The sequence below is a fragment of the Actinacidiphila glaucinigra genome, from assembly GCF_035918135.1.
Taxonomy (GTDB): domain Bacteria; phylum Actinomycetota; class Actinomycetes; order Streptomycetales; family Streptomycetaceae; genus Actinacidiphila; species Actinacidiphila glaucinigra.
In genome coordinates, this window is sequence record NZ_CP109144.1 from 6300661 (window position 1) to 6317636 (window position 16976).

The following is a 16976-nucleotide window of genomic DNA, read 5'->3' on the forward strand; positions in this document are numbered from 1 at the left end:
GGCGGGCCGGCCACCGGCGGGCGCCGCGTCGAACTCCCGGTGACCAGGAACTATCCATGTGGGCAGAGAAGTTGATGATGTGGAAAGCTGTCGTCAGCGGTGCCGGGTCAGGGCCCGGCCGGCCGCCGAGAGGAGCGCAGCGTGATGGAGAACGGCTTCCGCGCCGAGGAGATCGACACCGGCAGGCCGCACCCCGCGCGGATCTACGACTACCTGCTGGGCGGCAAGGACAACTACGAGGTCGACCGCAAGGCCGCCGACGCACTCGCCGTCGTGGCTCCCGAGGTGAGGATCGGCGTCCGGGCCAACCGGGCCTTCATGCGCCGCGCCGTCCGGCACGTGGTCGGCAGCGGCGTCCGCCAGGTCCTCGACATCGGCACCGGCCTGCCCACCTCCCCCAACGTGCACGAGATCGCCCAAGAGGTGTCGGCCGACGTCCGCATCGCGTACGTCGACAACGACCCGATCGTGAACACCCACGCCAACGCCCTGCTCAGCCGCTCGGCCGCGACCAGCGTCGTACTCGCCGACCTGCGCGACCCCCGGGCCGTCCTGGACCACCCCGACGTCCGGCGGGTCATCGACTTCGACGAACCGGTCGCCCTGCTCCTCGTCGCCGTCCTCCACTTCCTCACCGACGGGGAGAAGCCCGCGGAGGTGGTCGCCACCCTGCGCGACGCGCTCCCGGCCGGCAGCTACGTGGTGCTCTCGCACGCCACCGGCGACTTCGCCGACCGCAGCGACGCCCAGGCCGTCTACAACAACGCCACCGCGACCCTCAACCTGCGCTCCCGTTCCGAGGTCGAGCGGCTCTTCGACGGCTTCGAGCTGGAGGAGCCGGGCCTCGTCCAGGTCCCCTTCTGGCGCCCCGACACCCCCGTCCCGCCGCGCTCCGGCGAGATCGGCTTCTACGGCGGCGTCGCCCGCCGCGGCTAGCGGGGCCCGCCCGTTCTTCAGGCGGGCCGGTCCAGCCGGGCCTTGAGGACCCGGGCCCTTGCCCGCTGGACCGCCCCCGCCTGGGAGGCGGCGAAGCGCAGCAGGCCGGGCGGCGTGCGCAGGTGCAGGGTGTCGGTGACCAGGCTGCCGTCCCCGTCGCGGTCTATGGCGAAGCGGTAGCCCATGCGGACCCGGGCGGGACTGCGGACCTCGCCGGAGATCTCGGCGGAGTGCGGCAGCCGGTCCGGGACGGCGACGAGCGTCACGTCGATGACGTTGTCGTGCCGCAGCAGGCCCAGGAACCGGAACCGCTCCACGGCCGTGTAGTGCACGCTCCCGCCGCTGCGGTGCACATCGCGCACGTCGACGAGGAGCGGCGACAGGCCGATGTAGTGCGTCGGCTCGGCCAGGTGCGCGAAGACCTCCTCCGGGGGCGCGGCCACCCGGAAGGTGTGCTCCAGTTCTGTGGACGGCATCGCGGACCCCTCCTCGGCACGGCACCCGGCACGGGGATCCTCCCACCGAGGCGCGCGCCGCACACCGGCTTCCGGGACGGGAAAAGCCGTCGGCCGGCTCTCCTGGACGAGGAGAGCCGGCCGACGGGTGGCGCACGGTCCGGGCGGGCGGTTCCCCGCTCCGGCCCGGGGCCGCATCAGATGTCGAAGTAGAGCTCGAACTCGTGCGGGTGCGGCCGCAGCGCGATCGGGGCGATCTCGTTGACCCGCTTGTAGTCGATCCAGGTCTCGATCAGGTCGGAGGTGAAGACCCCGCCCTGCAGGAGGAACTCGTGGTCGTCCTCGAGGGACTCCAGGACCGCCGACAGCGAGGTCGGGACCTGCGGGACGCCCGCGTGCTCCTCGGGGGCGAGCTCGTAGAGGTCCTTGTCGACGGGCTCGGCCGGCTCGATCTTGTTCTTGATGCCGTCGAGGCCGGCGAGCAGCAGCGCCGAGAAGGCCAGGTACGGGTTGCCGGAGGAGTCCGGGGCGCGGAACTCGATGCGCTTGGCCTTGGGGTTCGCACCCGTGATCGGGATGCGGATGGCCGCGGAGCGGTTGCGCTGCGAGTAGACCAGGTTGACCGGGGCCTCGAAACCGGGGACCAGGCGGTGGTAGGAGTTCACCGTGGGGTTGGTGAAGGCCAGCAGCGCCGGGGCGTGCTTGAGGATGCCGCCGATGTAGTAGCGGGCGGTGTCGGACAGGCCCGCGTAGCCCTGCTCGTCGTAGAACAGCGGGGCGCCGTTGGTCCACAGCGACTGGTGGACGTGCATGCCGGAGCCGTTGTCACCGAAGATCGGCTTGGGCATGAAGGTCGCGGTCTTGCCGGCACGCCAGGCGACGTTCTTCACGATGTACTTGAAGAGCATCAGGTCGTCGGCCGCGGCGAGCAGCGTGTTGAACTTGTAGTTGATCTCGGCCTGGCCGGCGGTGCCCACCTCGTGGTGCTGGCGCTCGACCTGGAGGCCGGACTTCATCAGCTCGAGAGTGATCTCGGCGCGCAGGTCGGCGAAGTGGTCGACCGGCGGGACCGGGAAGTAGCCGCCCTTGTACTTGACCTTGTAACCGCGGTTGTCCTGCTCCGCACCGCTGTTCCAGGCGCCGGCCTCGGAGTCGATGTGGTAGAAGGACTGGTTCGCGCTGGTCTCGAAGCGGACGCTGTCGAAGACGTAGAACTCGGCCTCGGGGCCGAAGTACGCGGTGTCGGCGATGCCGGAGGAGGCGAGGTAGGCCTCGGCCTTCTTCGCCACGTTCCGCGGGTCACGGCTGTACTGCTCGCCGGTGATCGGGTCGTGGATGAAGAAGTTGACGTTGAGCGTGGAGTCCCGGCGGAACGGGTCCAGCTTGGCCGTGGAGAGGTCCGGCACCAGAGCCATGTCGGACTCGTGGATGGCCTGGAAGCCGCGGATCGAGGACCCGTCGAACATCAGCTGCTCGTCGGGGTCGAAGGACTCGACCGGGACCGTGAAGTGCTGCATCACACCGGGCAGGTCGCAGAACCGGACGTCCACGAACTTGACGTCGTTGTCCGAGATGAACTTCTTCACCTCGTCGGCGTTTTGGAACGACATCCAACTCCTCCTTGGCCCGGCCCGGGAGGCCGGATTGCAGCTCATGGGTGCGACCAGTGCGGTGGCGCACGTTGATGCCGACCATAGAGATCGGGCATTTCCCTCTCGTGACCCATTTGTTTCTTGCAGGTTAACCGAGCCGCCGCACGGGTGCCGGGTCGGACGCGGGCGCCCCCGGGCGGGGGGTTACCGTGGAGCCGTGGACAACAGGGATGTCATCGGATCGTGGATCGAGGGCCCGAAGGCCGCCGCGGAGCGGATGGGTGTCGACTTCGGCTACCGCGGGCAGCGCCTCGGGCTGCCGGAGGACGGCCCCGGCTCGATCGCCCCGGTCGGGCGGCGCATCGCGGCCCTCTTCATCGACTGGGGCCTGTGCGCGCTGATCGCCTACGGGCTGATCGCGCACCGTGACGCGGCGGCGGCCAATCCGTGGACCACCGTGGTCTTCGGCCTCATGAGCGTGCTGCTGCTGGGCACCATCGGCACCACTCCGGGCAAGCGCCTGCTGCGCCTGCGGGTGGTGAGGGAGGACGGCGGGCGGCTCGGTCCGGGCGCGGCGGTGCTGCGGACGCTGCTGCTCCTGCTGGTCGTCCCGGCGGTGGTCTGGGACCGCGACACCCGCGGTATGCACGACCGGGCCGTGAAGGCGGTCCAGATCCGGATGTGACCGCGGAGCGCACGACGCGAAGTGCCCCGGACGAGTCGATTCGTCCGGGGCACTTCGCGTTCCGTTTCGTATGCGATCAGCGGCCCTTCGGCATCCGCATGCCCTTGGGGAGCGGACCCTTCGGCACCGGCATGTTGCTCATCAGGTCGCCGAGCGCCCGGAGCCGGTCGTTGACCTCGGTGACCTTGGGACCGGGCAGGACCCGCGGGAGCTTCAGCAGGGTGGTGCGGATCTTGTTCAGCGGCACCTGGCCCTCGCCGCTGCCCACGATGAGGTCGGTGACCGGGACGTCCACGACGATGCGCGCCATCTTCTTCTTCTCGGAGGCCAGCAGGCCCTTCAACCGGTTCGGGTTGCCCTCGCCGACCAGGACGATGCCGGCCTTGCCGACCGCGCGGTGCACGACGTCCTGGCTGCGGGTCATCGCCACCGCGGGCGTCACCGACCAGCCGCGGCCGACGTTGTCCAGCACCGCGGCCGCGGCGCCGGGCTGCCCGTCCAGCTGGCCGAACGCCGCCTTCTCGGCACGCCGTCCGAAGATGATCGCCATCGCCAGCAGGGCCAGAAGGAAGCCCAGGATGCCCGCGTAGATGGGGTGACCGATCAAGAAGCCGATGGCGAGGATGACACCGAAGGTGACGATTCCCACAGCCGCAAGGACGAGCCCGACCTTGGAGTCGACCCGCCTGGTCATCTTGTAGGTCTGGGCGATCTGCTTCAGGCGCCCAGGGTTGCTCTCGGATGTTTCCCTCGCCATGCCGCACAGGATACGTGGCCCGCGCGGCCCTGGCCCCACCGGAGGGGGTCCGCCTTTTCCGGCGGCCCCGCCGGGGCTCTAGAGGACGTCGCTGTGCGAGGCCCGCGAGGAGACCAGGGCGTCCATCACGTGCTGGGCGTCGCGGCGGTCCTTGGCGCGCTTGCGGTCCTCCAGGACGGCGGACCAGGCGTTGCGGCGCGCCGTCTCCTCGGCGCCGCGGAACAGGAGGTACTCCACAGCGCGCAGCGCGCCGGCGGCGGCGCCGGGGATGGTGCTCTGGCGGTGGAGGTGTGCGGCCTGCATGGTGGTGTCCCCCTCAGGACGGCTCAGACGCGGTGGGATGGTCCGCTTATCCAGAGTCACCACATTGTGTTACCAGTCCGTGACCGGTCGGTCAAACCGTCGTGAAGCCCTGGCGGTGCCTTTGCGCCGTTCCCCACGGCGGTGCCGCACGTCAGGGACGCGTCAGGGGCCCCCGCGGGGACCCCTGACGTGACGAACCGCACGTTCCGGCGGTGACCCGGAGGTCACCGCAGCGTGATCAGACGGCCTGCACGGCGACGACCTCGCCGCGCTCGCCGCGGCGCTCGACGGCCTGCTGGAAGAGCCGGCCGGCCCGGTACGAGGACCGCACGAGCGGGCCCGACATGACACCGGCGAAGCCGATCTCCTCGGCCTCCTCCTTCAGCTCCACGAACTCGTGGGGCTTCACCCAGCGCTCCACCGGGTGGTGCCGCAGGCTCGGGCGCAGGTACTGGGTGATGGTGATCAGCTCGCAGCCCGCGTCGTGCAGGTCCTGCAGCGCCTGGCTGACCTCCTCGCGCTCCTCGCCCATGCCGAGGATGAGGTTGGACTTGGTCACCAGGCCCGCCTCGCGCGCCTTGGTGATGACCTCGAGCGAGCGCTCGTAGCGGAAGCCCGGGCGGATGCGCTTGAAGATCCGCGGCACCGTCTCCACGTTGTGGGCGAGCACCTCGGGACGGGCGCCGAAGACCTCGGCGAGCTGCTCGGGGACGGCGTTGAAGTCCGGGATCAGCAGCTCGACCTTGGTGCGCCCGGCCGCGCGGTCGGCGGTCATGGCGTGGATCTGCCGCACGGTCTCGGCGTACAGCCAGGCGCCGCCGTCCTCCAGGTCGTCGCGGGCGACGCCGGTGATGGTGGCGTAGTTCAGGTCCATGGTGACGACGGACTCGCCGACGCGGCGCGGCTCGTCACGGTCGAGGGCCTGCGGCTTGCCGGTGTCGATCTGGCAGAAGTCGCAGCGCCGGGTGCACTGGTCGCCGCCGATGAGGAAGGTGGCCTCGCGGTCCTCCCAGCACTCGAAGATGTTGGGGCAGCCGGCCTCCTGGCACACCGTGTGCAGACCCTCGCGCTTCACCAGGCTGTGCAGCTCGGTGTACTCGGGACCCATCTTGGCCCGGGTCTTGATCCACTCGGGCTTGCGCTCGATGGGGGTCTGGCTGTTGCGGACCTCCAGACGCAGCATCTTGCGGCCTTCAGGCGCTACAGCGGACACGTCCGACTCCCTCTCGAGGCTTCGTTTCGTTGGTGAACATCAGCGTACGCCTGTGGATTCCGGGACGACCCGGGGGAGCGGCTCGGCCGACTCCAGGACCCGCCGCAGGTGCTTCTCCACCACCGGGAGGACCTCGCGGACGCTGACCTCGCGGCCGAGTTCGTTGCTGAGCGAGGCCACGCCGGCGTCCCGGATGCCGCAGGGCACGATCCGGTCGAACCAGGTGTTGTCGGGGTTGCAGTTCAGTGCGAAGCCGTGCATCGTCACGCCCTTCGCGACGCGGATGCCGATCGCGGCGAGCTTGCGGTCCTCGCGGCGCTGGCCGGCGTTGGAGGGGGCGTACTCCGGGCCCGACAGGCGGGGGTCGAACTCCTCGTCCTGCAGCCGCGGATCGAAGTCCAGGGTCAGCCCCGGGATGACCGGAGGACGGTCCTCGATCGGATCGCCCAGCACCCACACGCCGCTGCGGCCCTCCACCCGGGTGGTCTCCAGGCCGAGCTCGGCGCACGCGTCGATCAGCGCCTCCTCCAGCCGGCGCACGTGCGCGACGACGTCCACCGGGCGCGGCAGCTTCAGGATCGGGTAGCCGACCAGCTGGCCCGGTCCGTGCCAGGTGATCTTGCCGCCGCGGTCGACGTCCACCACGGGGGTGCCGTCCAGGGGGCGCTCGCTGTCCTCGGTGCGGCGGCCCGCGGTGTAGACGGGCGGGTGCTCGAGCAGCAGGCACGTGTCGGGGATCTCGTCGGCGAAGCGCGCGGCGTGCACGCGGCGCTGCTCCTCCCACGCCTCCCGGTACTCCACCGCGTCCTCGCCGAAGCCCAGGTGGACGAAGCGCAGGTCACTCACGGCCGCTCCCTTTGTGGTCCATTGCGGCGCCCCTCCACGCGTCAAGAGCGCCTCAGCAACTGTACGTCCGGTGGGGTGGTGTCCTGCACGGGGCCGAGGGCCTAGCACCCGGCAAAGGGCAAAGGAAGCGTTCTGCCGATATGTGGGTGCAGATTCACCCGATACGGCGAATGGGAGGCGCTCGGGTGGTGAGTGAGTCGATACAGAACGTTACATTCGCGCCGTTCTGCGGATGTACCCCGCGGGCCGCGGACGGTGGACACCGTCCCGGACGCCCGCGACGCCGCACACGCCCGAACACCCGCAACCTCGCACGCCCGCACGCCCGGAAGGCAGGGGACCGCACCACTGATGTCCGACCGTTCCTCGCAGCGCCCCCCGAACCGTCAACTGGCCGCTCTGATCGCCGAGGCCGGGTTCTCCAACGCCGGGCTCGCCCGCCGGGTGGACCAGCTCGGCATCGAGCACGGTCTGGATCTGCGGTACGACAAGACCTCCGTCACCCGGTGGCTGCGCGGCCAGCAGCCCCGGGGCACGACGCCCGCGCTCATCGCCGAGGTCTTCACCCGGCGGCTCGGGCGCCGGCTGTCCGCCCACGACCTCGGCCTCGACGCCGTCGCCCCCGTCTACGCGGGGCTGGAGTACGCCTCCTCCCCGGAGGAGGCCGTCGAGATCATCTCCGGGCTGTGGCGGAAGGACACCGGCAACCAGGCCGACCTCCGCAAGATCGCGTTCACCCCCGCGGGGCTCGTCGTCCCCAGCCGCGACTGGCTGATCGGCCGGGCCGACGACCGGGTGGGGCGCGGCCCCGAGCCGGGCACCGTCCCGGTCGGCGCGGGCGGTCCGGGGCACGGCGCCGGCCCTGGGGCCGCGCGGCTGCCGGCGCAACGGGCGGGCGGCGGCTCACGCGGTGCGCCCGCACCGGTCGCGGTCGCCGCGCCCGCGGTGTTCGGCGGCACCGGCCAGCGGGTGGGCATGGGGGACATCGCCGCCCTCCGCTCCGTCGGCGAGCTCTTCCGCACCCTCGACAACGCCTACGGCGGCGGCCACGCGCGGCAGGCCCTCGTCCGCTACCTGGAGCACGAGGCCGAACCCATGCTGCGCGGCAGCTACGGCGAGACGATGGGCCGCCGCCTCTTCGCCGCGGTCGCCGACCTCACCCGGCTCGCGGGGTGGACCTCGTACGACATCGGCGCCCACGGGCTCGCCCAGCGGTACTTCGTGCAGGCCCTGCGGCTCGCGCAGGCCGCCGGGGACCGGGTCTACGGGGGGTACGTCCTCGTCACGATGAGCCGCCAGGCGGTCTACCTCGGGCACGGCCGCGAGGCCGTCCAGCTGGCGCGGGTGGCCCAGCAGGGGGTCGGCGGCGGAGCCCCGCCGGTCGTGCAGGCCCTCTTCCACGCGGCCGAGGCACGGGGCCACGGGCTGCTCGGCGAGGTCCGCGCCTGCACGGCGGCACTGGTGCGGGCCGAACGCGCCCTGGAGGCGGTCAGGAACGGCGACGACGTCCCGTCCTGGGCGCGCTTCTTCGACGAGGCCCAGCTCGCGGACGAGTTCGGCCACTGCCACCGCGACCTCGGCCAGTACCGCGCGGCCTCGCAGCACGCAGAGCGCTCGCTGCAACTGCGCGGCCACGCGTACGCCCGCAGCCGCGTCTTCTGCCGCACGGTGCTGGCCACCGCGCGGCTCGGTCTCGGCGAGGTCGACGCCGCCTGCGCCCTCGGCGCGGAGGCCATGCAGGCCGCCGTCGAGATGCGGTCGCTGCGCGCCGTCGAGTACGTCCGCGACTTCAGCCGCCGCCTCGACACCCACCGCGACGCCGCCCCCGTCCGCGCCTTCCACGACCGCGCGACGGCCCTGGGAGTCCCTGCGGGGTAGCGCCCTCCGGGCGCCGGGACGGGGGTGCCGGGTGCCGAGCGGATGGTCGTGCCCGTGGGTGGGTGCGGGTCCGTCTCGCGCCCTGCGGGCGCAAAGCGGCGGGAGAGCCGAACAACCTACGCGGCGAGCGGCTGCGTGCCGGGGCCCTGGCCGAGGCCCACGTCGCGCAGGAGGTGCTGCGCCGCGCGACGCCCGGAGAGCAGAGCCCCCTGGACCGTGCTGGTGTCGCGGTGGTCGCCGCAGACGTAGAGGCCCTGCAGTATCCGCACCGGGCGGCGCAGGTCGTGCGGGGCCGTCATCGCGGGGAGCGCTTCGGCGTCGTGGTGGACGGCGAGCAGCTCCCATCCGGCGGTGGACGTGCCGTAGAGCTCCGCGAGATGGGCCCGGACGGCGATGTCGTCCGGTGCGGCGGCGGCCGCGGGGCCCAGTAGTACGGAGGTGACGAGGGCGCGGCCCACGGGCGCACGGGAGGGGTCGACGAGGCTGGCCGGAAACGTGTGGGAGACGGGTCCGCGCCGGTCCGCGTCGAGCACGAGCGCGGGCTGCTTCAGCGGCGCCGCCGACGAGGCGTGGTGCAGGACGGTGACGCCGTGGAAGGCGGGGACCCGCAGCCCGGGCAGCAGACCGGCCGCCGCGCGGGCCCCGGTGGCGACGACCACGGCCCGGCACGGGATCTCGTCCCCGCCCGCGGTGCGGACGCCGTTCGTGGCGGCGGCGACCGCCCGCACCCCGGTGCGGACCGTACCGGGCGGCAGCGCGGCCGCCAGCGCCTGCGGCACCGTGGCCGCGCCGCCCGCCGGCAGGCACGCACGGCCGAGGGCGAAGCCGCGCAGGACCAGGTCGGCGACCCGGCTCGACGTCGTGAGGTCCGGGTCGCAGAGGAGCGCGGACAGCAGCGGCCGCAGGTACCCGTCGACCGTGCGCGGCGCGAAGCCGCGTGAGGCGAGGGCGGCCGCGGCCGTGGTCTCGGGGCGCTCCAGGAGGCGCTCGGCGGGTGCGTCGGCGAGGCGGTTGAGTGCCGTCCGCAGCCGGGCCTTGTCCAGGGGCGAGCCGATGGGCGCGCGGGCCGCGGCGAGCGCGGCGCGCGGGTCGCCGACGCGGTAGCCGCGGCCGGCGGAGCGCACCAGGACGCCGGGCGAGAGCGGCCGCAGCTGCAGCCCCTGCAGTTCCGGGGTGCGGCGCAGCTCCGGGTAGGAGGTGTTGAGCAGTTGTGGACCCCGGTCGAGAAGGAAGCCGTCGACCTTCTCGGTGGCCATGCGGCCACCGACCCGGTCCTCGGCCTCCAGCACGGTGACGGTGAGCCCCGCACTGGTGAGGTGACGCGCCGCGGAGAGCCCGGCGAGGCCGGCCCCGATCACGCACACGTCCGTAGGTGAACCCGTAGAGCGTGCTGTAGAGAGCACGATGCCCCTCCCCGAGGTCGGCACGTTTCCCCGCTCGCGTCAGCTGGTGCTGGAACCGTCATGCCCACTCCCGCGCCAACTGATGCCGGAAAACGGCTGTGGGTGGCATTCAGTGCCTTTCTTCGGCCAGCGCGGCGCGGATCGCCTCGTCGATCCCGGGGTGGGTGTAGGTGAACCCGGAGTCCAGCAGCACCCGCGGCACCGCGCGGGTGCTGCCGAGGATCTCGGTGGCGAACTCCCCGACGGCGGCGCGCAGTACGGGCCCGGGGACCGCGAACACCGTGGGCCGGCGCAGCACGCGTCCCATCGCCCGGGTCACCTCGGCGTTGGTCAGCGGCTCGGGCGCGCACAGGTTGACCGGCCCGGAGACGGACTCGGTGCCGATGATGTGGCGCAGTGCCGCGATGTGGTCGTGCAGGGAGATGAAGCTCCAGTACTGGCGTCCGTCGCCGAGCCGGCCGCCCAGGCCCGCCTTGAAGAGCGGGAAGAGCCGGCCCCATGCCCCGCCCCTGCCGGAGACGACCAGTCCGGTGCGGGCGAACGCGGTGCGGACGCCCGCCTCGCGGGCCGGGTCGGCGGCGGCCTCCCAGTCGCGGCAGACGGAGGGCAGGAAGCCGGTGCCCAGCGGTGAGCTCTCGTCGACCCGGCGGTCGCCCGTGTCGCCGTACGCCGTGATGCCGGAGCCGCTGACGAGCACCCGCGGCGGGGTGCCGAGGGAGGCCAGGGCCCGCGCGAGGGTGTCGGTGCCCCGCACCCGGCTGTCGCGGATGGTCCGCTTGTAGTCGTCCGTCCAGCGGTGGTCGCCGACCCCGGCGCCGGCGAGGTGGACGACGGCCTCCACGCCCGCGAGCCGCGTGGTGTCGACGGTGCCCCCCTGCGGGTCCCAGCGCACCTCGTCCGGCCCGGAGGGCTCGCGCCTGACGAGGCGTACGACCTCGTGCCGGTCGGAGCGCAGGGAGCGGACCAGGGCGGAGCCGATGAGGCCGGACGAGCCGGTGATGGCGATGCGCATGGGGACATCGTCGCGCGGAACGGCCCTCCTGGTGTGGGAGGGTGACACGCATGTCCGACATCCGTGTGCGTCCGGCCCTGCTCTCCGACGACCCCGCACTCGTGCGTCTGGAGCGGGCGACGTGGTCGACCCTGCACGCGGTGCGGCCGCCGCGGGAGGAGAACGAGGACTTCTTCGGCGAGCGCTTCGGCCCGGACACCTTCCTGGTGGCGGAGACCGACGGGCGGGTCGCCGGTTTCGTCGGGCTGGTGCCGCCGACGCCGCTGGCCTCCAACGCCCATGTGCGCCAGATCCAGGGCCTGGCGGTCGACACCTGGGCGCGGGGCCGCGGGGTGGGCCTGGAACTCGTCCTGGCGGCCGTGGTGGAGGCGCGCCGGCAGGGCGCGGTGCGCGTCACGCTGCGGGTCCTGGGCCACAACACCCCGGCCCGGCGGCTGTACGAGGCGGCCGGCTTCACCGTGGAGGGCGTGCTGCCCGGGGAGTTCCTGCTGGACGGCGTCTACGTGGACGACGTGTGCATGGGGCGCCGGGTCTGACGGTCACCCGGTGCGGGCGGCGGGGCCCGGCGGCGCGGCTCAGCCGAAGCGCTCCCAGAGCCGGGGGAATCGCTCCGCCACCGCGGCCGCGTTCTCGAAGTCGATGTAGACGCCCTCCGGCTCGGCGGGCTGCGCCGGCAGGTCCAGGTCCGGCAGCCGGACCCCGGTGAGTTGCTCGTACGCCTCGTCCGCCGCGTAACCGAGGTCCTCGGCGTCGCCGTCGACCTCCGGGTCGAAGGAGCCGGTCAGCTGCGCGAGGCTGTCGGGGTCGTGGACGGCCCCCTCGAAGACGTGCCGGCCCTGGCCGATGAGCCAGCACCGGAAGAAGTCGAACGCGTCGTCACCGGCGCCCCCCAGCATCAGGTCGGCGGCACCCCACACGTCCCAGCGGTAGGCCCGGTTGAAACGGCTCTCGAAGTGCCGCGCGAAGTCGACGACGGACTCCGGGTCGAGCTGGGTGAGCCGTTCCACCAGGAGGTCGGCGTGCTCCTCCGGGTCGCCCCCCGCTGCCTCACGCGTGCTGTCGACGATCTCCCAGAACTCCGTCTCGTCCATCACCGCTCCAGCATCCTGGCTGCGGCCCTCCGACGCACGCGGAACACGGCAGACGCGGCCCTCAGGAGTAGAGGGCGGCCATGGCGCGGACGGCGCCGGCCAGCCGCTCGCGCAGGGCGTCCGGGCCGAGCACCTCGGCGTCGGGGCCGAGGGACAGGAGCTGTTCGTAGGCGACGTCCTGGCCCTCGACGGGGAGAGTGACGGTCACCCGCCCCCGCGCGTCGGGGGGTGCGGCGGCCGCGAGGGCCTCGCGGGCGGCGGTGCGGTCGGTGACGTACGGCAGGCGGCGGGCGCCGTCGGGCGTGAGCCGAAGGACGACCTCGGCCCGGAGCATCGAGCGGGCGAACTCGGCGGCGCGGGCCTCCCAGAACGCCGGCAGATCGAAGTCCGGATCTCTGCCGAAACGATCCTCCGTGGGCTCCGCCGCGGTGAACCGGTCCACCCGGTAGACCCGGACGTCCGCGCCGCAGCGCGCCACCGCGTACCAGACACCTCCCTTGAGTACGAGGCCGTACGGATCCAGCTCGCGCTCCACCTCCTCCTCGCCCCGCCGGTACCGGGCCCGCAGCCGCCGGTCCCCCCACACCGCCGCGGCGAGCGCCGGCAGCAGCCGCGGCGTCTCCGGTTCCTGCCACCAGCCGGGCGCGTCCAGGTGGAAGCGCTGCGCCGCCGAGCGCGGTGCGTCCCGCAGTTCGGGCAGCAGGGCGGCGGAGACCTTCAGACGGGCCGAGGAACCCGCGTCGTGCAGGCCCATGGCCCGCAGCGCGGCGGGCACCCCCGACAGGAAGAGCGCCTCCGCCTCCGCGCGGGCCAGCCCGGTCAGCCGGGTGCGGTAGCCGTCGACGAGGCGGTACCCCCCGGCGCGCCCCCGCTCGGCGTAGACCGGCACCCCCGCCTCGGACAGGGCCAGGACGTCCCGGCCGACGGTGCGTTCGGACACCTCCAGGGCCTTGGCGAGTTCGGTCGCCGTCATCGACTCGCGGGACTGGAGCAGGAGGACGAGATGGATCAGTCGTGCCGCACGCATACCCCGAGGCTATGCGGTCGCCCCGGGCAACGGGACGGGGCCGGTCCGGCATTCCGGACCGGCCCCGCCGGAGCCCGCTGCGTGCGCGTCGGCGCGGGGGGAAGGACTCCGCAGCGCGCAACCCGCCAGGGCGACCGGGCCGGTGGGGGCGGTGGCGCTCCGGCGGGAGTCGGCGACGGCGATCCGCCGTCATTGCGGGGCGGGTTCACCGGCGTCCGGATCCCCGGCCCTGCCCCCTCCAGTACGTCCGCCGGGCCCGGGCCGTTCAGTCCGGCGGGGAATCGCCCGGCGACGGCGGGACGGCGGGACGGCACAACGGCCGAGGCCCCAGCCCGGGAAGGGGCTGGGGCCTCGGCCGTCGTACGGTCCCGCGAGGACTCCGGTCGGTTACAGACCGAGGTCGCCCTCGAACTCGCCGGCCTCGAGACGGGCCTTGACGTCGTTCAGGTAGCGGGCGGCGTCCGCGCCGTCGACCAGCTGGTGGTCGTACGACAGGGTCAGGTACGCCACGTCGCGGATCGCGATGGTCTCACCCAGGTCCGGGTGGTTGACGACCATCGGGCGGCGCACGGTGGCGCCGATGCCGAGCTCGGCCACCTGCGGGTAGTTCACGATGATCGTGTCGAACAGCGCACCGCGCGAGCCGGTGTTGCTGATCGTGAACGTGCCGCCGGACAGGTCGTCCGGGCTGATCTTCTTGTTGCGGACCTTGCCGGCCAGCTCGGCGGTCTTCTTGGCGATGCCGGCCAGGCTCAGGTCGCCGGCGCCCTTGATGACCGGGACCATCAGGCCCTGCTCCGAGTCCACCGCGATGCCGACGTTCTCGACGTCGTGGTAGGTGACGGTGCCGTCGTCGTTGATCTTGGCGTTGATGACCGGGTGGGCCTTCAGCGCCTCGGCGGCGGCCTTCACGAAGAACGGCATCGGCGAGAGCTTGACGCCCTCGCGGGCCAGGAAGGACTCCTTGGCCCGGGTCCGCAGCCGCATGATCCTGGTGACGTCCACCTCGACCACGGTCGACAGCTGCGCCTGGCTGTGCAGGGCCTTCATCATGTTCTCGGCGATGACCTTGCGGATGCGGGTCATCTTGACCGTCTGACCGCGCAGCGCGGCGGCGGCGGCCGGCACCGTGACGCCCGCGGACGGGGCCGGGGCGGTCGGCGCGGCGGCGGCGGCCTTGGCGGCCTCGGCGGCGGCCAGGACGTCCTGCTTGCGGATGCGGCCACCGACACCGGTGCCCTTGACCGCGGCCAGGTCCACGCCGTTCTCGGCGGCGAGCTTGCGCACCAGCGGGGTCACGTACGCGCCCTCGTCGGTGGGCGCCGTCGCCGAGGGGGCGGCCGCGGCGGCCGGGGCAGGGGTGACCGGAGCCGGAGCCGGAGCCGGAGCGGCGACCGGGGCGGGCGCCGGGGCGACCGGAGCCGGGGCCGGGGCGGGCGCCGGGACCGGGGGAGCGACCGGGGCGGGAGCCGGAGCCGCGGCGGCCGGGGCCGGAGCGGGTGCGGCCGGAGCCGGGGCGGCGGCGGGCGCGGCGCCGGCGGCACCGATGACGGCGAGCTTGGCGCCGACCTCGGCGGTCTCGTCCTCACCGACGAGGATCTCCAGCAGGGTGCCGGCGACCGGCGACGGGATCTCGGTGTCGACCTTGTCGGTGGAGACCTCGAGCAGCGGCTCGTCGGCGTCGACGCTCTCGCCGACCGACTTCAGCCAGCGGGTGACGGTGCCCTCGGTCACCGACTCGCCCAGTGCCGGCAGCAGCACCGGGGTGCCCTCGGCACCGCCGGCCGGAGCCGCGGCCGGGGCGGGGGTGGCGGCAGCCGGGGCCTCGGCGACGGGAGCCGGGGCGGGGGCGGGGGCCTCCTGCACCGGAGCCGGCGCGGGCGCCTCGGCGGCGGCCGGGGCCGGGGCGGCAGCGGGGGCACCCGTGCCGTCGTCGATGACGGCCAGCTCGGCGCCGACCTCCACCGTCTCGTCCTCGGCCACCTTGATGGAGGAGAGGATGCCGGAGGCGGGCGCCGGGATCTCGGTGTCGACCTTGTCGGTCGACACCTCGAGCAGCGGCTCGTCGGCCTCGACGCGCTCACCCTCGGCCTTGAGCCAGCGGGTGACGGTGCCCTCGGACACGCTCTCGCCGAGCGCCGGCAGGGTTACGGAAACCGCCATGGTTTCGGTTGCTCCTAACGATCTGTGCGGATGGTTCTGCGTGTCCGTGTGTCAGTCGTGCGAGTGCAGCGGCTTGCCGGCCAGCGCGAGGTGGGCCTCGCCGAGGGCCTCGCTCTGCGTCGGGTGCGCGTGGATGAGCTGCGCGACCTCCGCGGGCAGGGCCTCCCAGTTGTAGACCAGCTGGGCCTCGCCGACCTGCTCGCCCATGCGGTCACCGACCATGTGGACGCCGACCACCGCACCGTCGCGGACCTGGACGAGCTTGATCTCTCCCGCGGTCTTGAGGATCTTGCTCTTGCCGTTGCCGGCCAGGTTGTACTTCAGGGTGACGACCTTGTCCGCGCCGTACAGCTCCTTGGCCTTGGCCTCGGAGATACCCACGGAGGCGACCTCGGGGTGGCAGTACGTGACGCGCGGCACGCCGTCGTAGTCGATCGGCACGGTCTTCAGGCCGGCCAGCCGCTCCGCGACGAGGATGCCCTCGGCGAAGCCGACGTGGGCCAGCTGGAGGGTCGGGACGAGGTCGCCGACCGCGGAGATGGTGGGCACGTTGGTGCGCATGTACTCGTCGGCGAGGACGTAGCCGCGGTCCATGGCGACGCCGGCCTCCTCGTAGCCCAGGCCCTGGGAGACCGGGCCGCGGCCGACGGCCACGAGCAGGACCTCGGCCTCGAACTCCTTGCCGTCGGCCAGGGTGACCTTGACGCCGTCGGCGGTGTACTCGGCCTTGGAGAAGAAGGTGCCGAGGTTGAACTTGATGCCCCGCTTGCGGAAGGCACGCTCCAGCAGCTTGGAGCTGTTCTCGTCCTCGGCCGGCACGAGGTGCGGCAGGCCCTCGACGATGGTGATGTCGGCGCCGAAGGACTTCCACGCCGAGGCGAACTCGACGCCGATGACGCCGCCGCCGAGGATGATCGCCGACTTCGGCACGCGGTCCAGGACCAGCGCGTGGTCGGAAGAGATGATGCGGTCGCCGTCGATGGCCAGGCCCGGCAGCGACTTCGGCACGGAGCCGGTCGCCAGCAGGACGTGCCGGCCGGTGTAGCGCTGGCCGTTGACGTCCACGGAGGTGGGGGAGGAGAGCCGGCCCTCGCCGGTCACGTAGGTGACCTTGCGGGAGGCCACCAGGCCCTGCAGGCCCTTGTAGAGGCCCGAGATCACGTCGTCCTTGTACTTGTGGACCCCGGCGATGTCGATGCCCTCGAAAGTGGCCTTGACACCGAACTGCTCGGCCTCGCGGGCCTGGTCCGCGATCTCACCGGCGTGCAGCAGAGCCTTTGTGGGGATGCAGCCGCGGTGCAGGCAGGTGCCGCCGAGCTTGTCCTTCTCGATCAGGGCGACGTCCAGACCGAGCTGCGCCGCGCGCAGGGCCGCGGCGTAGCCGCCGCTACCGCCACCGAGGATCACTAGGTCGAAAACGGTGCTGGCGTCGTTCGCCACGTCACGTCCTCCATGCATGGATACGCCGGAGCCGGTCCGTCGTGACCGGGCGGCGGCTTTTGTTCGGCCGCTTCTGTTAAACGGGGCCCTGTCGTGCCGAGACAACATCTTCGCACTTGTTCGGGGCCGACGAGGCACCGGGCCGGTGTCTGAGACGTACGGAACGTCCCCGGCC

General features: G+C 72.9%; 16 protein-coding genes. 4 read left to right on the forward strand and 12 right to left on the reverse strand.

Annotation, left to right across the window (positions count from 1 at the left end; translation table 11 throughout):
- Positions 1-144 precede the first annotated feature (144 nt).
- Entirely contained in the window at positions 145-936 is a 792-nt protein-coding gene (locus OIE69_RS28325; protein WP_392567686.1) for an SAM-dependent methyltransferase, read from the forward strand.
- 17 nt (positions 937-953) lie between these two features.
- Here OIE69_RS28325 and OIE69_RS28330 read toward each other — a convergent pair whose 3' ends face one another.
- Positions 954-1412: an SRPBCC family protein gene (locus OIE69_RS28330; protein ID WP_326576727.1), complete on the reverse strand. Its 459-nt coding sequence runs from the start codon at positions 1410-1412 to the stop codon at positions 954-956.
- A 176-nt stretch (positions 1413-1588) separates the two neighbouring features.
- Entirely contained in the window at positions 1589-3001 is a 1413-nt protein-coding gene (glnA, locus tag OIE69_RS28335; protein ID WP_089221814.1) for a type I glutamate--ammonia ligase, read from the reverse strand.
- Positions 3002-3200: 199 nt separating this feature from the next.
- Between glnA and OIE69_RS28340 the strand changes: the two genes are divergently transcribed.
- Positions 3201-3668 carry an RDD family protein gene (locus tag OIE69_RS28340; RefSeq protein WP_326576728.1) on the forward strand — a complete coding sequence of 156 codons (468 nt, stop codon included), beginning with the start codon at positions 3201-3203 and terminating at the stop codon, positions 3666-3668.
- A 76-nt stretch (positions 3669-3744) separates the two neighbouring features.
- Here the strand turns inward: OIE69_RS28340 and OIE69_RS28345 are convergent, their stop codons facing one another.
- The 4 genes from OIE69_RS28345 to lipB form a co-directional block, all read right to left on the reverse strand.
- Complete coding sequence (locus OIE69_RS28345; protein ID WP_326576729.1) at positions 3745-4425, reverse strand: DUF4191 domain-containing protein; 681 nt, start codon at positions 4423-4425, stop codon at positions 3745-3747.
- Positions 4426-4503: 78 nt separating this feature from the next.
- Positions 4504-4728 carry an SCO2195 family GlnR-regulated protein gene (locus OIE69_RS28350; RefSeq protein WP_326576731.1) on the reverse strand — a complete coding sequence of 75 codons (225 nt, stop codon included), beginning with the start codon at positions 4726-4728 and terminating at the stop codon, positions 4504-4506.
- A gap of 238 nt (positions 4729-4966) precedes the next feature.
- Positions 4967-5941: a lipoyl synthase gene (gene lipA, locus OIE69_RS28355; RefSeq protein ID WP_089221818.1), complete on the reverse strand. Its 975-nt coding sequence runs from the start codon at positions 5939-5941 to the stop codon at positions 4967-4969.
- A gap of 39 nt (positions 5942-5980) precedes the next feature.
- The gene (gene lipB / locus OIE69_RS28360) at positions 5981-6787 is read right to left on the reverse strand and encodes a lipoyl(octanoyl) transferase LipB (RefSeq protein WP_326576735.1); all 807 of its coding nucleotides are present in this window, start codon (positions 6785-6787) and stop codon (positions 5981-5983) included.
- A gap of 351 nt (positions 6788-7138) precedes the next feature.
- Here lipB and OIE69_RS28365 point away from each other — a divergent pair, with 351 nt between their 5' ends.
- A complete protein-coding gene (locus tag OIE69_RS28365; protein ID WP_326576737.1) occupies positions 7139-8665 on the forward strand; it encodes a regulator in 1527 nt (508 codons plus the stop codon).
- Between the two features lie 116 nt (positions 8666-8781).
- On the opposite strand, the gene OIE69_RS28370 is transcribed toward OIE69_RS28365, so the two are convergent.
- Together OIE69_RS28370 and OIE69_RS28375 are read right to left on the reverse strand one after the other, a co-directional pair.
- Complete coding sequence (locus OIE69_RS28370) at positions 8782-10023, reverse strand: NAD(P)/FAD-dependent oxidoreductase (protein ID WP_326576738.1); 1242 nt, start codon at positions 10021-10023, stop codon at positions 8782-8784.
- A 154-nt stretch (positions 10024-10177) separates the two neighbouring features.
- Positions 10178-11080, reverse strand: a complete 903-nt coding sequence (locus tag OIE69_RS28375; protein ID WP_326576739.1) for a TIGR01777 family oxidoreductase — start codon at positions 11078-11080, stop codon at positions 10178-10180.
- 50 nt (positions 11081-11130) lie between these two features.
- Between OIE69_RS28375 and OIE69_RS28380 the strand changes: the two genes are divergently transcribed.
- Positions 11131-11616, forward strand: a complete 486-nt coding sequence (locus tag OIE69_RS28380) for a GNAT family N-acetyltransferase (protein WP_089221823.1) — start codon at positions 11131-11133, stop codon at positions 11614-11616.
- Positions 11617-11655: 39 nt separating this feature from the next.
- Here the strand turns inward: OIE69_RS28380 and OIE69_RS28385 are convergent, their stop codons facing one another.
- From OIE69_RS28385 to lpdA, 4 genes are all read right to left on the reverse strand, one after another.
- Positions 11656-12171 carry a DUF4240 domain-containing protein gene (locus OIE69_RS28385; protein ID WP_089221824.1) on the reverse strand — a complete coding sequence of 172 codons (516 nt, stop codon included), beginning with the start codon at positions 12169-12171 and terminating at the stop codon, positions 11656-11658.
- Positions 12172-12232: 61 nt separating this feature from the next.
- On the reverse strand, positions 12233-13198 hold the full coding sequence (locus tag OIE69_RS28390; protein ID WP_326576742.1) for a helix-turn-helix transcriptional regulator: 966 nt from the start codon (positions 13196-13198) through the stop codon (positions 12233-12235).
- Between the two features lie 387 nt (positions 13199-13585).
- Positions 13586-15361, reverse strand: coding sequence for a 2-oxoglutarate dehydrogenase, E2 component, dihydrolipoamide succinyltransferase (sucB, locus tag OIE69_RS28395; protein WP_326576743.1), 1776 nt, complete (start codon positions 15359-15361; stop codon positions 13586-13588).
- Between the two features lie 51 nt (positions 15362-15412).
- Positions 15413-16801: a dihydrolipoyl dehydrogenase gene (lpdA, locus tag OIE69_RS28400; protein WP_018557008.1), complete on the reverse strand. Its 1389-nt coding sequence runs from the start codon at positions 16799-16801 to the stop codon at positions 15413-15415.
- Positions 16802-16976: the final 175 nt, after the last annotated feature.

What these genes read in the sequence shown, in the direction of transcription:
- OIE69_RS28325 (WP_392567686.1), top strand. Translation starts at nt 145, where the DNA reads ATGGAGAACGGCTTCCGCGCCGAGGAGATCGACACCGGCAGGCCGCAC.
- OIE69_RS28330 (WP_326576727.1), bottom strand. Translation starts at nt 1,412, where the DNA reads ATGCCGTCCACAGAACTGGAGCACACCTTCCGGGTGGCCGCGCCCCCG.
- glnA (WP_089221814.1), bottom strand. Translation starts at nt 3,001, where the DNA reads ATGTCGTTCCAAAACGCCGACGAGGTGAAGAAGTTCATCTCGGACAAC.
- OIE69_RS28345 (WP_326576729.1), bottom strand. Translation starts at nt 4,425, where the DNA reads ATGGCGAGGGAAACATCCGAGAGCAACCCTGGGCGCCTGAAGCAGATC.
- OIE69_RS28350 (WP_326576731.1), bottom strand. Translation starts at nt 4,728, where the DNA reads ATGCAGGCCGCACACCTCCACCGCCAGAGCACCATCCCCGGCGCCGCC.
- OIE69_RS28365 (WP_326576737.1), top strand. Translation starts at nt 7,139, where the DNA reads ATGTCCGACCGTTCCTCGCAGCGCCCCCCGAACCGTCAACTGGCCGCT.
- OIE69_RS28375 (WP_326576739.1), bottom strand. Translation starts at nt 11,080, where the DNA reads ATGCGCATCGCCATCACCGGCTCGTCCGGCCTCATCGGCTCCGCCCTG.
- OIE69_RS28380 (WP_089221823.1), top strand. Translation starts at nt 11,131, where the DNA reads ATGTCCGACATCCGTGTGCGTCCGGCCCTGCTCTCCGACGACCCCGCA.
- OIE69_RS28385 (WP_089221824.1), bottom strand. Translation starts at nt 12,171, where the DNA reads ATGGACGAGACGGAGTTCTGGGAGATCGTCGACAGCACGCGTGAGGCA.
- OIE69_RS28390 (WP_326576742.1), bottom strand. Translation starts at nt 13,198, where the DNA reads ATGCGTGCGGCACGACTGATCCATCTCGTCCTCCTGCTCCAGTCCCGC.
- sucB (WP_326576743.1), bottom strand. Translation starts at nt 15,361, where the DNA reads ATGGCGGTTTCCGTAACCCTGCCGGCGCTCGGCGAGAGCGTGTCCGAG.